The sequence below is a fragment of the uncultured Caballeronia sp. genome (assembly GCF_964243625.1).
GTDB lineage: Bacteria > Pseudomonadota > Gammaproteobacteria > Burkholderiales > Burkholderiaceae > Caballeronia.
The window spans coordinates 1-13,294 of record NZ_CAXTGZ010000131.1; the positions used below are offsets into that span (position 1 = coordinate 1).

A 13,294-nucleotide genomic window follows, 5' to 3' on the forward strand; every position below is an offset into this window, starting at 1 on the left:
CACTTTTGGCTAGACCTAATCGTGGGATCAATCGCGTTGTAAGCGCGTGTGCTTCGGAAAACATTTGCAAGGTTGTGCAAACACAACGCGCGGCGGATTGGATTCGTTCCAATAAGAAGCTTCTTATATATTGTGCGGCGTCGGCCGTAAGCCTGCTTCAGGCAACAGTCTCGCACCGTATGCGGCAATCAACCTCTTATCGATGCCACAAGCCACACTTCGTCTCCTTCGTCACCTGTTGCTCTTCGCCGCCTCGCTCGCGTGCTGCGCTCACGCGAGCGCTGCTTCCTACGTGGTCAAGCACTGCGCTGAACTGCAGGGCAAGGACGTGCCCGCGTCGGTGATCGGACTGCCCACGCGCGGGGCGATCATCACGGATGCATCGTTCGTTGCTGCTGCAGCGCCTCGCAACCGCAACGGCGATTACTGCCGGCTCGTCGGCGTGATCAAGGCGCAGCTCGACACCACGCCCGATATCCGCTTCGAAGTGAACCTTCCGGCGCGCTGGAATGGCCGCGCGCTGCAAATGGGCGGCGGCGGTTACAACGGCGTGATCGTGAGCGGAACGGAACCGACGGCGTTCGCGCCGGCGGCGTCTCCGTTATCGATTGGTTACGCGACCTTCGGCTCGGACTCGGGTCACGTCGGGAATTCAGGGCGCGCCGACTTTGCGATGAACGACGAAGCGGTCATCAACTTCGGCTACGGGCATTTGAAGAAGACGCACGATGTCGCGCTGGCGCTCATCATCATGGGCTACGGGCGCAAGCCCGAGCAGACCTACTTTGCGGGTGGCTCGACAGGCGGACGCGAGGCGTACACGGTCATCGAGCGTTTTCCCGACGACTACGACGGCGTGATAGCAAACGCGCCTGCCATCAATTTTTCGGGCGTGCGGCTGATGGGGGTGAAAGTCGGGCGTGCATCGTACGGGACACCCGGCGGGTTTGTCGGACCGGCGCAGCAAAAACGCGTGGTCGAAACCGTGCTGCAGGAATGCGACGGACTCGACGGCGCGCTCGACGGCATCGTTGCGAATGTGGAAGCCTGCCGTGAACGCGAGCCGAAGATCATTGCGCAGTTGCGATGCGTCGGCGGACAGCGGCCATCGCAGCGGGACAGTTGTTTGTCGGAGGCGCAACTCGCGACGCTCGAGACCTTGCGCGACGGCTTCACGCTGCCCTACGAACTCGCGCACGGCGTGACCCGTTATTACGGCTACAACGTTTTCCAGGGCGTGGACTTTTCAAGCGGGCTGGGGCTTGGCAATTCAGCTACGCTCGTGCAGCCGCCGCGTTTCGATGTCAACGGCTACCTGTTCACGCAGGGCGACAGCTACATGAAGTACTTCGTCACGCATGACCTGCGCTTCAACACGCTCGACTTCGACCTGGATCACCCCGGCGAGTACAAAGGGCGCCTGGTGGATTTATCGTCGACGGTCGGCGCAATGAACCCCGACATGTCGGCGTTCATTGCGCATGGCGGCAAGCTGATCACCATGCACGGTCTCGCCGATGAAGTCATCAGCCCGAACCAGACCATCGCTTTCTATCAGTCGCTTGTCGCGAAGTATGGGCAGGCGATCGTCGATTCGTTCATGCGGCTTTACATGGTCCCGGGTTTTCAGCATGGCAACGGCGTGTTCATTCCGGCCTGGGACGAACTCGGCGCGCTGGACAGATGGGTCACGGCAAACATTGCGCCGGAGACCCTGGTGGGCTTCGATATCGCAAGCGCCACGAACGGACGTAGCCGCCCGCTTTGCCGGTATCCGGGATATCCGCGGTACGTGGGGAAGGGGAGCATGAATAGCGCGGCGAGCTTTCGTTGTGAGAATCCTTGAGCTCGCCGCTTTCAGACGTGACGCTTACTTCGCCGCTTCGACCTGGCCGCGAATCTCGCCGCCCGGGTTCTTCGCCGTGTGAACGTTGAAATACCAGTTGCCGGCGAGCAGGTCCTTCGCTTGTGCATCGGTCAATGTGGCGCTGCCTTCGATCGGGCTCGGCAGCTTGCTTGGATCGATAGGAATCACCACGCCTGCGTTCTTGCCCACCGGCGCCGGGCCGTGGAAATGCGCCATGCTCGCCGGACCCGTCAGGTCTGCGTAAGTCACTTTCCATTGCAGCAGCTTGGACGACGTGTCATACGTGCCGTCGAGCTTGCCGTGACCCTGGCTGTCCTTCGGCGGGACTTCCGAGGAAGCGGCGAGGTCGGCTTTCAGGTTGACCGTATCGGCAAAGGCGAGCGCCGGTACGGCCAGCGTGAGCGAGAGGGCGGCGGCGGTCAGCATGCGATTGAGTTTCATGAGCGTTTTTCCAGTTTTTATGGACTAATGGAACTTCACGACGATGCTCGACCAAAGCTGTCCTTGGATCCCGGCCGAGTGTTTCGATAATACGCGTTGCGTCGTTAGCTGCTTTGGGAAACGCCTGTGCTCACGGGTTTATTCCATGTGCGCATGCGGGATTTGCGACGCGTGAAAAAAGGCGCCGTCGGCGCCTTTTCGTCATGATGGCTTTGCTAGCGAGTACCGTGCTTACGACCGCGTCGCTTCGAAGAGGAACCACACTCGCTCTTCTGTCTGGTCGATCCAGTTTTCAATAAGACTTGCCGTCGCGACATCTTCCTTGTCGTCGCAAAGCTCATGCAGTTCGCGCATGTACTTCACGAGCGATTCGTTGTCGGCGCGCAGCTCGTTGAGCATGTCGATAGGCGGCACGAAGTCCGCGTCGTTATCGGCGAGGCGCTTCAACGTGCTGATTTGTCCGACGGAACGCAGCGTCGTGCCGCCGAGCTTGCGTGCGCGTTCGGCGATCGGGTCGATCATGTCGTAGACGAATTGCGCCTGGTCATCGAGGAGCAGGTGATAGTCGCGAAAGTGCGGGCCGCTCACGTGCCAGTGGAAATTCTTCGTCTTGACGAAGAGAGAAAACACGTCAGCGAGCAACCGGGTCAGGCCTTCGGCGACTTGCTTGCGTGCGTCGTTACCCAGGTCGGTCGGTGTGGTCAGAGCGGCAGATGCTGCGCTCGGTTTCTTTGTCGATGTAGCCATGTAAAAGCTCCGGAGTTTCAGATTGGCGGGAAAAGGTCGGGTCAACCAGCGCATGTGTTGCACGTCTTGTGCCTAGCCGGATCCAATGGACACATCACGACCCGCGTTTTCCCCTACGTCTTATTTGTTGACTCAGGACCGCCGAGGCAACACACTTTGTCTCAAGGTGTGATCACAGGTCACAGATCGCGTAAGGAGTTGTTTAATTCATGGCACAAGGCACGACGCGAGACACCACGCGCGAAGCAAACGAGCCGCTGCCGCTCGAACTCGTGGCGCGCGAGACCATGGCAGGGCGTGTGTACGCCCAGTTGCGCGAAGCGATCATGACGGGGCGTTTTGCGCCCGGACAGGCGCTGAGCCTGCGCGGGGTGGCGGAGGCAGTGGGTTCATCGACCATGCCGGTGCGCGCCGCGCTGACACGGCTGCAGGCCGAGGGCGCGCTGATCGACGGTCCCGGCCGCGCGCTCATGGTCCCGCCCATGACGCTCGACTTGCTCGATGAGCTGCGAGATGTACGGATATCGCTTGAAGGGTGCGTCGCGAAACGCGCGGCCTCGCGGATGACAAAGGAACATTTGAGCGCGCTGCAGGCCGTGTTCGATGCAATGCACGCGCATGTGGAAGCCGGCGATGTCGCCGCATATTTGCGCAGCAACTTCGAGTTTCACGTCGCCATCTACACGCATGGCGCAAGCGATCTCACGCTCGCCACGATCCAGAACTTGTGGATGCGCATTGGGCCGTTCCTGAATCTCGTTGCGCCGGATATTCCGCACATGAGGTTATCGATGGCCGCGCACAAGAAGATTGTCGATGCGCTCTGGAAGGGCGATGGCGAAAGCGCGCGGGCGGGTATTGAAGAAGACATCGGCGGCGCTGCGGCTGACTTGCAGGACCGCCTGCAAAGCAGGGAGGCTGCACGCGCCTAGCAAGGCTTTCAAGGCTCAACGAAATATAAGAACATCAACGGAGACAAGCATGACGGTTCTGCAAATGTTGAAACCGCACGCGGGATTGCGCGTGCTGGTTACGGGTGGGGCATCGGGTATCGGACTCGTGATAGCGCGTGCTTTCGTCGATGCCGGTTCGCGTGTCCATGTCTGCGACGCAAGCAAGGATGCTATCGATACGCTACTCAAAGTCGAAGAAAGCGCCGAGCTGAACGCGATCACCGCGACGCTCGCGGATGTATCGGACAGGGCGGCGGTGGATCGTGTATTCGATGACGTCGCCACGCAACTCGGCGGCCTCGATGTGCTGATCAACAACGCGGGCATTGCGGGGCCGACGGGCGGTATCGATGAGATGGATGTCGGCGAGTGGGAACAGACCGTCGATGTCAATCTCAACGCGCAGTTCTATTTCGCGCGTCGGGCCGTGCCGTTGCTGAAAGAGGCGCGTGAGGGCGGATCGATCATCGCGTTGTCGTCGGTGGCGGGAAGGCTCGGATATGCATTCCGCACGCCGTATTCCGCGACGAAATGGGCCGTGGTCGGGCTGACGAAGAGCCTGGCCATTGAACTCGGACCGGACAACATCCGCGTCAACGCCATTCAGCCGGGCATTGTAAAAGGACCACGCATCGAGCGTGTGATCTCCGCGCGCGCCCAGCAGCTCGGCCTCTCCTATGAAGACATGGAGAAGGATTACCTGGCCAAGATCTCGCTGCGCCGCATGACCACGCCGGAAGAGGTCGCCGCGACTGCGCTGTTCCTCTGCTCGCCCGGCGGCAGCGGGATTTCGGGGCAGGCCATCTCGGTGTGCGGCAACGTCGAAGTGCTTTGAACACGCTTTAAACATTCGTCTTTTTTCACGAGGTCTGAAAGCAATGGCTACCAAGCGCAAGGTCATCATCACATGCGCGCCCACCGGCGCGATCCATACTCCTTCGATGTCGCCGTACCTGCCCGTCACGCCGCAGGAAATCGGCGACGCCGCGCTGGCCGCAGCGAAAGAGGGCGCGGCAATCCTGCACCTTCACGCCCGCGACCCCGTCGACGGCCGGCCCACGCAAGACCCCGCCGTGTTCCAGCAATTCCTGCCGCGCATCAAGGCCGAAACGAATGCGGTGATCAACATCACGAGCGGCGGCAGCCCGCATATGACGGTGGAAGAACGTCTGAAGCCGGCACATCACTTCCAGCCGGAAGTGGCATCGCTGAACATGGGTTCGATGAACTTCGGCCTCTATCCCATGCTCGACCGCTTCAAGGAGTTCAAGCACGACTGGGAGCGCCAGCATCTGGCCAACAGCCGCGACCTGATCTTCAAGAACACGTTCAAGGATATCGAATTCATCCTGACGTCTTGCGGTGCGAACGGTACGCGCTTCGAGTACGAGTGCTACGACATTTCGCACCTCTATAACCTCGCGCATTTCGTTGATCGCGGTCTCGCGAAACCTCCGTTCTTCGTGCAGAGCGTGTTTGGTTTGCTTGGCGGTATCGGCGCGCATCCGGAAGACCTGATGCACATGCGGCGCACCGCTGACCGGCTTTTTGGAAACGACTATGTCTGGTCGATACTCGGCGCAGGACGTCATCAGATTCCACTCGCAACCCTCGGCGTGGCGCAGGGATCGAATGCGCGCGTCGGTCTTGAAGATTCGCTTTGGATAGAAGCCGGGAAACTCGCTGAATCGAGCGCGGCGCAGGTCGTGAAGATCCGTCAGGTGATAGAGGGCCTGTCGCTCGACATCGCCACGCCAGATGAAGCGCGCGCCATGCTCGGGCTCAAGGGCGCGGACAACACGAACTTCTGACGCATCCTTCAACCTTTGACGGCGGAGATCACTGTGACTGTGCAGAAGCTCAAGGTGGTCGCCATGCCTACGGGATGGCTGACTGTCGATCGTTCATCGCAGATATACGGCCGGTATTACGGCCAGCAGATCAAGGTGCCGGTCTGGTCGACGGCAATTGTCGGCGGCGACAAGAAGATCGTGGTGGATACCGGCATTCACGACCCGGGCTGGGTATCGAATTTCGTGTGCCCGTGCACGCAGGCGCCGGAAGAACGGCTCGAACGCGCGCTGAAGGAGTACGTGGGATGGAGTGCGGACGAGGTCGATATTGTCATCAACACGCATTTGCATTACGACCATTCCGGCGGCAATACGCTGTTCAAGAATGCGCGGTTCGTCGTGCAGGCAAGTGAATGGGAATACGCGGGCCGTCCGCTGCCCACGCAAGCCACGTTCTATCAGGAGTTCCTGATTGGCCGCGAACCGCTTGCCTATTTCCGCTGGCAGTTCGTGCACGGCATCACCGATATCGCTCCGGGTGTGCGTGTTGTGCCAACGCCTGGTCATACGCCGGGCCATCAGTCGGTCGCGGTCGATACCGCTGACGGCGTGGTGCTGATCGCCGGCGACTGCGCAAGCTGCATGGAGAATATCGTCGATCTCGTGCCGGTCGGAATCGTTCACGAGACCGCGGCCGAACTGGCTTCGCTCAGGCGAATCCGGCAGATCGCTGACTTCGTCATCCCTGGCCACGATCCGAATGTCGTGGCGGGATCTGCAGGCATTGAATTACCCGCAAGCGCACGTCTGAAGCACGTAGAAAGTTAGTAGTACACGTATATATAACCATATGCAGCATCGGAGGAAGACATGAAAACGCTGACGAACACCCTGCGTCGGGCGGCACGGCTTGCGCTCGGGGCCACGTTGCTCGCAACGCTGGCAGTATCGCAACAAGCAACGGCTGCGGAAAAATACAAGATATTTCTGTCGATGAGCTATGTCGGCAATGACTGGCAAACCGAAGCCGCGAACATGGTCAAGGCCATGTCCGCAACGCCGGGCCTGAAAGACAAGGTCGATCTCGAAGTGCAGGTCGCGGGCACCGACGCACAAAAGCAGATCCAGCAAATCAATTCGATGGTGCAGGCGGGCGCGAAAGCTATCGTGATCTATCCGATCTCACCGACGGCGTTGAATCGCGCGATCAAGAACGCGTGCTCGAAAGGCGTGATCGTGGCCGCGTATGACGGCGAAGTGACCGAGCCATGCGCGCATAACGTGACGATCGACCAGAACCAGGCCGGTACGGTGACGGCGGAATGGCTCGCGAAGACGATCAATGGCAAGGGCAATATCGTGCTGATCAACGGCGTGCCAGGCACGTCCGTGGATCGTGCGCGCACTGAAGCCGCGAAGGCGGTGTTCGCGAAGTATCCGGGCATCAAGATCGTGGCTGAGGGCACCGGCATGTGGAGCCAGGCGACGGCGAAGACGGAGTTGTCGAAGATCCTTGCCACCAATAGCTGGGACAAGATCGACGGCTTATGGATGCAGGTTGGCTGCTTCACGGCGGCGTCCATGCAGCTCGAAGCCGGCATAGCCGACGACAAGGTGAAGCCATGCGCGGGTGAATCGTCGAACGGGCACCGCGTGCAGATGCTGCCGCCGGGCACCGTCAAGGGCGATGGTTCGTATCGCTCGATCGGGTACAGGTCGATCTCCTATGGATCGCCGCCGTACTCGGGCGCGCTGGCGTTGAAGATGGCTGTCGGCAAACTCGAAGGCAAGGACTTCCCGCCGCACGTGACGCTCAAGCTGCCGCTGGTCCTGACGGCGGAATCCAAGCTGTGCAAGACGGGTTCGATCGATGAACTGAAGGCAGGGTGCACCGCGTTCATGCCGGACAAGGTGCCGCCGGGCTGGTTCGCCGACATCTATTCGGCGGAGACGAGCGAGGTGGGTTTCAACGCGGCGCTGACCGGCAAGCCGGATTAAGGAGCGTTCCATGCAGAGCCACTCACAGGCAGCGGACGGCGGCTGGGCGATCGATCTGTCGAACGTGACCAAGCGCTTCGGCGCGACCGTCGCGCTGGACAATGCGTCCTTTCGGGTCAGGCGTGGTGCCGTTCACGCGCTGCTTGGCGAGAACGGCGCGGGCAAGTCGACGACCGTGAAGCTGCTTTCAGGCTTGATGCAGCCGGACGAAGGCAGCATCTCGATCCTCGGGCAGAGCGTGAACATGCGCGGTCCGAAAGACGCGCACCGGGCGGGCGTGCAGACCGCGTTCCAGGAAATGACGCTGGTGCGCGACCTGACGGTCGCGCAAAACCTGCTCATGTCGTATGAACCCACGGGCTGGTTTGGCCGCATCCGCCAGCGCGAAGCGCAACGTCAGGCGGCGGAGTGGCTCGACAAGCTCGAACTGGGCGATGTCCGTCCCGGCGCGTATATCCGCGATCTGGCTTTGCCGGTACGCCAGAAGATCGAGATTGCAAAAGCGCTCGTGCGCAAACCCGACGTGCTGTTGCTCGATGAACCGACTTCGGCGCTATCGGGCCGCGATGTGTCGTGGCTTGCGCGCCGTATCGAAGAGATGAAGGCGCGGGGCGTGACCTTCGTGTTCATCACACATCGCATGCAGGAAGTGCGCGAGTTCTGCGACAGCCTGACGGTGTACAGGAACGGCCACGACGTGGGCGCATTCGATACCTCCGCGATCTCGGACGACGAAGTCATCCGGCTTGTCATCGGCCGGTCGCTGGAAGCCAAATACCCGCCGAAGGTCGCCTCCCCGACGGTGCTCGACACCCCGGCGATGGAAGCGCGCGGCATCAAGGTGAATGCCGTGGTGAACGACTTCGACCTGACGTTGAAAGCGGGCGAGGTGCATGGCATTGCAGCACTTCAGGGCATGGGGCAGCGCGAAATTTTCGAGGCGCTGTTCGGGGCGGAGTTTATCGATGCAGGCCAGATCCTGGTGGATGGGAAACCGGTCACGCTGACGTCGACGGCTGATTCGTTGAAGGCCGGGATATCGACAAGTTTTCTGCCTGAGGACCGCAAGACCGAGGGCTTGTTCCTGCGGCTTCCCGGCGGAGAAAACGTCTCGTTGCCGGTCATCAAGCGCTTTACGCACTTCGGTCTGATCGACAGAAAACGCGAGCAGGCTGCCATCAAGCGTGCGCTTGCACAGATGGAAGTGAATCCGCGTGCCGTCTACAAGCCGTGCCTCTCGTTCTCGGGCGGCAACCAGCAGAAGATCGCGATGGCGAAATGGCTGCTCACGCAAAGCCGCGTGTGGCTGATGTTCGATCCGACGCGCGGTATCGATGTCGGGACCAAGCATCAGATCTTCGTGTTGATGCGTGCATTCGCGGCGGCCGGCGGGTCCGTGCTGTTTTATTCCACCGATGTCCCCGAGCTGGTGAACGTATGCGATCGCGTGACGGTGGTGTATCGCGGGCGCAATGTGGCCGAGCTCGCAGGCGACGCGCTCACGGAAGAAAACGTGATGCGCAAGATGCTCTCAAGCTGAAGCAACCAGAGGTCGATCATGAAAATTGCAATTGCGTCACCCGATAGCGAGATCGTGCGCCCAGGCGCGCACGTCGGTTTGCGGGCGCGCATCGATCATTATCGCGGGCTGATCATCGCCATCGGCGCGCTCTTCGCAATGCTGGTTGCGTGGGTGTCACTGTCGGCAACGCCGGTCGGCATGTACGACGTCGGCTCGGTGATCTCCAGCAGCACGACGCTTGCGCTTGCGGCCATTGGCCAGACTATCGTCGTCCTGAGCGGCGGCTTCGATCTGTCGGCGTCCGCGGTGGTTTCGCTGTCGAACGTGCTCGCCGTGCACTTTGTACAAGGCACGCCCATCCAGCAATGGGGCGGCGTTGCGTTGATTCTCGCGATAGGCGGCGGTATCGGGCTGATCAACGGTGCACTGATTGCGTGGTTCCGGTTGCAGTCCATCGTTGTCACGCTCGCGACCATGTTCATGGTGCAAGGACTCACGCTGCTGATCCAGAACAAGCCGGGCGGGAGTATCGGCGAGCAGTTTGGCGGCCTGATCACGTCGGATCTCATTCAGGACAAGGTGCCGATGTCAGCCGCCGTGCTGATTGTCGCGCTGCTTGTCTGGACCTTCGTCAAGCGCACGCGGTTTGGCGTGGGGCTCTACGCCCTTGGCAGCGATCCCGACGGCGCGTACTCGAACGGCATGCCCGTTCAAACATACCGGATTGCGACGTATGCGCTCGCCGGCATGTTCTACGCGGCGGCGGGCTTGTATGTATCAGCACAGACGGGCTCCGCCGATCCGCTCGTCGGCCGGCCGTTGCTGCTTTCCATGTTCACCGCGGTGGTGCTCGGCGGAACGTGGCTCGGCGGCGGGCGCGGCGGCTGCGTCGGCACGGTGTTCGCAGCCATGACGCTCATGATCACGGTGAACATCCTGCTGGTACTGAACGTGTCGGCGTTTTTCACGACCATCGCTGAAGCGGTGATCCTGATCCTGGCTGTGCTCGGATCGTCGATCGGCAAGCAATCGGCGGCGCATCACTGCGCGCAATACGCCAGCCGATGGCTCACCGCATGGCGAACCGGAACGCGCGCCAAGGACGATCCAGGCGCGCGGCGCGTGAAATTCGAAGTCGAGGATTTTCGTCCGCTGGAAAATACCGAGCTCAAGGGCAGGGTGGTATTGGACTGGATCGAGCGCAATCGCGAATGGGTGAAGTATGTGGTGCCCGCGTATTTGCTGTTCTTTGCAGTCATCGCGATCACGGGCGTGGTGTATGGGCCGGGCGTGCTTGCGAGCTCGAACTTCTATACGAGCTTGCTCACGCTGACGCTCTTCCTCGCCATATTGGGCCTGGGGCAAGGCGCGGTCATTCTCACGGGCGGACTCGATCTATCGGTGCCGTGGCTCATCACGTTATCGGGCGTGTTGCTTACGGGACTCACGCACGGTCTCAACGATGCCGCGATCTGGGCCGTACCGCTCGTGCTCGGCGCAGGTTTGCTCGTGGGCGTCTTCAACGGCGTCGGTGTGGTTGTGCTCGGCTTGCCGCCGATCGTCGTTACGCTTGCAGCCAATGGCTTGCTGCAGGGCATCACGCTGATCTACTGCAACGGATCGCCGCAAGGCTGGGCGCCATCGGCGATAAGCAACTTCACGAACGGACACTTCGGGCCTTTGTCGCTCGCCGCGTGGTGCGTCCCGCTGTTCCTGGCGTTTGCATTGTTACTGCTGCATCGCACGGCCTTCGGAAGACGGGTCTATGCGGTTGGGAATTCGCCCATCGCGGCGAAGCTCTCGGGCGTACGTGTGGGCGCCACGCTGATCGCCGTGTATTGCCTTTCCGGCCTGTGCTCCGCTGCGGTAGGCTTGCTGCTTGCAGGCTTCAGCAGCCAGGCGTTCCTTGGGATGGGCGACCCGTACCTGTTGCCATCGATTGCAGTCGTGGTCGTCGGCGGCGCTCTGATCACTGGTGGACGTGGCCACTATCTCGGCGTGTTCGGTGGCGCATTGCTGCTGACCGCGCTCGGAACACTGCTCGCAGGAACGACCGTACCCCCGGCCGTGCGCGACATCATCAACGGGCTCGTCGTGCTGGCCGCGGTGATCACGTTGCGCGACAAGAAGGCATAAAACCAAAAAGGAGTCGATATGACCAGCAAACGCGTTGCGGTGATCGGGTCGGGGCGCATCGGGCGCGCGTGGGCGGTCGTGTTCGCGCGTGCGGGGTTTCAAGTGCGTCTTCACGATGCCGACAGCGCAATGCTCGAAGGCGCGATTGCGTCGATACGTGAAAGCGTTTCCGATCTCCAGGACTATGGCCTGATCGATGAACCCATCGAACAGATCGTGTCGCGGGTGAGCACCTTCAACGCGCTCTCCGACGCCGTGCACGACGTCGATCTGGTGCAGGAGAACATCGCGGAAATCGTCGATGTGAAACGCACGTTGTTTGCAGAACTCGACAAGTTGACGCGTCCCGACACGCTGCTCGCGAGTTCGACTTCAGGCTTGCCCGCTTCGACTTTCACCGAAGAGCTTGCCGGGCGCTCACGATGTCTCGTGGCGCATCCCGTGAACCCGCCTTCGCTCGTGCCTCTCGTGGAGTTGTGCGGCGCGCCGTGGACCACGCCCGAGACCATCGCCCGCGCGCGCGCGATCTATCAAGAAGCCGGTCAGCAACCGGTCACCGTTACACGCGAGATACCGGGTTTCCTGTTGAACCGGCTGCAAGGCGTGCTGCTAGATGAAGCCCTGAGCCTCTATGCACGGGGTTACGCAAGCGCCGCCGACCTCGATACCGTGATGCGCGATGGCCTCGGATTACGCTGGTCGTTCATGGGTCCGTTCGAGACCATCGATTTGAATGCGCCCGGTGGCGTGACGGATTACGCGGCGCGTTATGGCGCGATGTATCAATCGTTCGCGAAGGACAGCGTGCCGTTCGACTGGTCGCCCGAAAGCATCGCGCGGCTCGATGCCGAACGTCGTGATGTCCTGCCGCGCGACGAAATAGAAAACCGCAGCCGGTGGCGTGACCGGCGGCTGATGGCGTTGCTTGCGCATCGTCGGACCACGTCGAAGTCCGATAAATAACAGGAGACAACCATGATCGAAACGCGCCTGATTGTTGATGCCAACAATCACCTTGGCGAAGGGCCGCTATGGGACGTGAAGGAACAGCGCTTGTACTGGATCGACAGCACGGCCGCCGAGATCAGCAGTTGCCGGGCCGATGGCAGCGACATCAGGCGCTATTTCGTGCCGCGCCATATTGGTTCGATGGCGTTGCGCGAGCAGGGCGGCGCCGTGGTCGCGCTTGCCAACGGCCTGCATTTCTATGACTTCGACGCGCAGACGGTGAAGCTCATCGCCGACCCGGAAAGCGACGATACGGAAACACGTTTCAACGACGGCAAGGTGGACCGGCGAGGGCGGTTTATCGCGGGGACGATGGCGTATGACTTCGACCGCTATGACGCAGACCGGGGCCAGCGTTCTAGCCGCAGCGGCGCGTTGTATCGGCTCGATACCAATGGCAAGGTCACGCGCCTGGACGGCGGCATCAGTTGCTCGAACGGTCCGTGCTGGAGCCCGGACAACCGCACCTTCTATTTCACCGATACCTACGACCGCCAGATGTACGCGTATGACTACGACATCGAAACGGGCGCCGTTGCAAACCGGCGCGTGTTTGCATCGGCGAGAGACATGGCGGGTACGTTCGATGGCGCGACCGTGGATGCCGAAGGTTACGTCTGGTCGGCGCTCGTGTTCGGCGGGCGCATCCTGCGCTTCGCGCCGGATGGAGCGCTGGACCGCGTGGTGCCTTTCCCTGTACGCAACCTGACGAGCGTGATGTTCGGCGGCCCGGACCTCGACATCCTGTTCGTCACGACGATGGGCCGTCCGATGTGGGGTATTCCCCAAAAAGAGCGCGACAGAGGTGGACTGTTCGCAGTCACCGGGC

At 61.1% G+C, this 13,294-nt stretch carries 12 protein-coding genes; 10 read left to right on the plus strand and 2 right to left on the minus strand.

From position 1 onward, the window contains the following. Window positions 1-202 precede the first annotated feature (202 nt). Complete coding sequence (locus ACFFAR_RS11485) at window positions 203-1,846, plus strand: tannase/feruloyl esterase family alpha/beta hydrolase (protein WP_174364511.1); 1,644 nt, start codon at window positions 203-205, stop codon at window positions 1,844-1,846. Between the two features lie 24 nt (window positions 1,847-1,870). On the opposite strand, the gene ACFFAR_RS11490 is transcribed toward ACFFAR_RS11485, so the two are convergent. Continuing rightward, the gene (locus tag ACFFAR_RS11490) at window positions 1,871-2,293 is read right to left on the minus strand and encodes a CHRD domain-containing protein (RefSeq protein WP_062000846.1); all 423 of its coding nucleotides are present in this window, start codon (window positions 2,291-2,293) and stop codon (window positions 1,871-1,873) included. A gap of 246 nt (window positions 2,294-2,539) precedes the next feature. Continuing rightward, window positions 2,540-3,055, minus strand: coding sequence for a Dps family protein (locus ACFFAR_RS11495; protein WP_075359707.1), 516 nt, complete (start codon window positions 3,053-3,055; stop codon window positions 2,540-2,542). Window positions 3,056-3,342: 287 nt separating this feature from the next. Here ACFFAR_RS11495 and ACFFAR_RS11500 point away from each other — a divergent pair, with 287 nt between their 5' ends. The 9 genes from ACFFAR_RS11500 to ACFFAR_RS11540 all read left to right on the plus strand — a co-directional run. Next, window positions 3,343-3,987: an FCD domain-containing protein gene (locus ACFFAR_RS11500; protein ID WP_174364513.1), complete on the plus strand. Its 645-nt coding sequence runs from the start codon at window positions 3,343-3,345 to the stop codon at window positions 3,985-3,987. Window positions 3,988-4,036: 49 nt separating this feature from the next. Further along, window positions 4,037-4,843: an SDR family oxidoreductase gene (locus ACFFAR_RS11505; protein ID WP_061999388.1), complete on the plus strand. Its 807-nt coding sequence runs from the start codon at window positions 4,037-4,039 to the stop codon at window positions 4,841-4,843. Window positions 4,844-4,886: 43 nt separating this feature from the next. Next, on the plus strand, window positions 4,887-5,819 hold the full coding sequence (locus ACFFAR_RS11510; protein ID WP_375507906.1) for a 3-keto-5-aminohexanoate cleavage protein: 933 nt from the start codon (window positions 4,887-4,889) through the stop codon (window positions 5,817-5,819). Between the two features lie 33 nt (window positions 5,820-5,852). Further along, window positions 5,853-6,629 (plus strand): N-acyl homoserine lactonase family protein, encoded by a 777-nt coding sequence (locus ACFFAR_RS11515; RefSeq protein WP_256928019.1) that lies wholly within the window; start codon window positions 5,853-5,855, stop codon window positions 6,627-6,629. Between the two features lie 42 nt (window positions 6,630-6,671). Then, window positions 6,672-7,799 (plus strand): substrate-binding domain-containing protein, encoded by a 1,128-nt coding sequence (locus ACFFAR_RS11520; protein WP_174364130.1) that lies wholly within the window; start codon window positions 6,672-6,674, stop codon window positions 7,797-7,799. A 10-nt stretch (window positions 7,800-7,809) separates the two neighbouring features. Beyond that, window positions 7,810-9,339, plus strand: coding sequence for a sugar ABC transporter ATP-binding protein (locus tag ACFFAR_RS11525; RefSeq protein WP_061999391.1), 1,530 nt, complete (start codon window positions 7,810-7,812; stop codon window positions 9,337-9,339). Between the two features lie 18 nt (window positions 9,340-9,357). Next, window positions 9,358-11,457 carry an ABC transporter permease gene (locus tag ACFFAR_RS11530; protein ID WP_075359710.1) on the plus strand — a complete coding sequence of 700 codons (2,100 nt, stop codon included), beginning with the start codon at window positions 9,358-9,360 and terminating at the stop codon, window positions 11,455-11,457. A gap of 18 nt (window positions 11,458-11,475) precedes the next feature. Then, window positions 11,476-12,420 carry a 3-hydroxyacyl-CoA dehydrogenase gene (locus ACFFAR_RS11535; RefSeq protein ID WP_174365317.1) on the plus strand — a complete coding sequence of 315 codons (945 nt, stop codon included), beginning with the start codon at window positions 11,476-11,478 and terminating at the stop codon, window positions 12,418-12,420. Between the two features lie 12 nt (window positions 12,421-12,432). Further along, a partial coding sequence (locus ACFFAR_RS11540) for an SMP-30/gluconolactonase/LRE family protein (RefSeq protein ID WP_375507907.1) occupies window positions 12,433-13,294 on the plus strand: 862 nt, incomplete at its 3' end.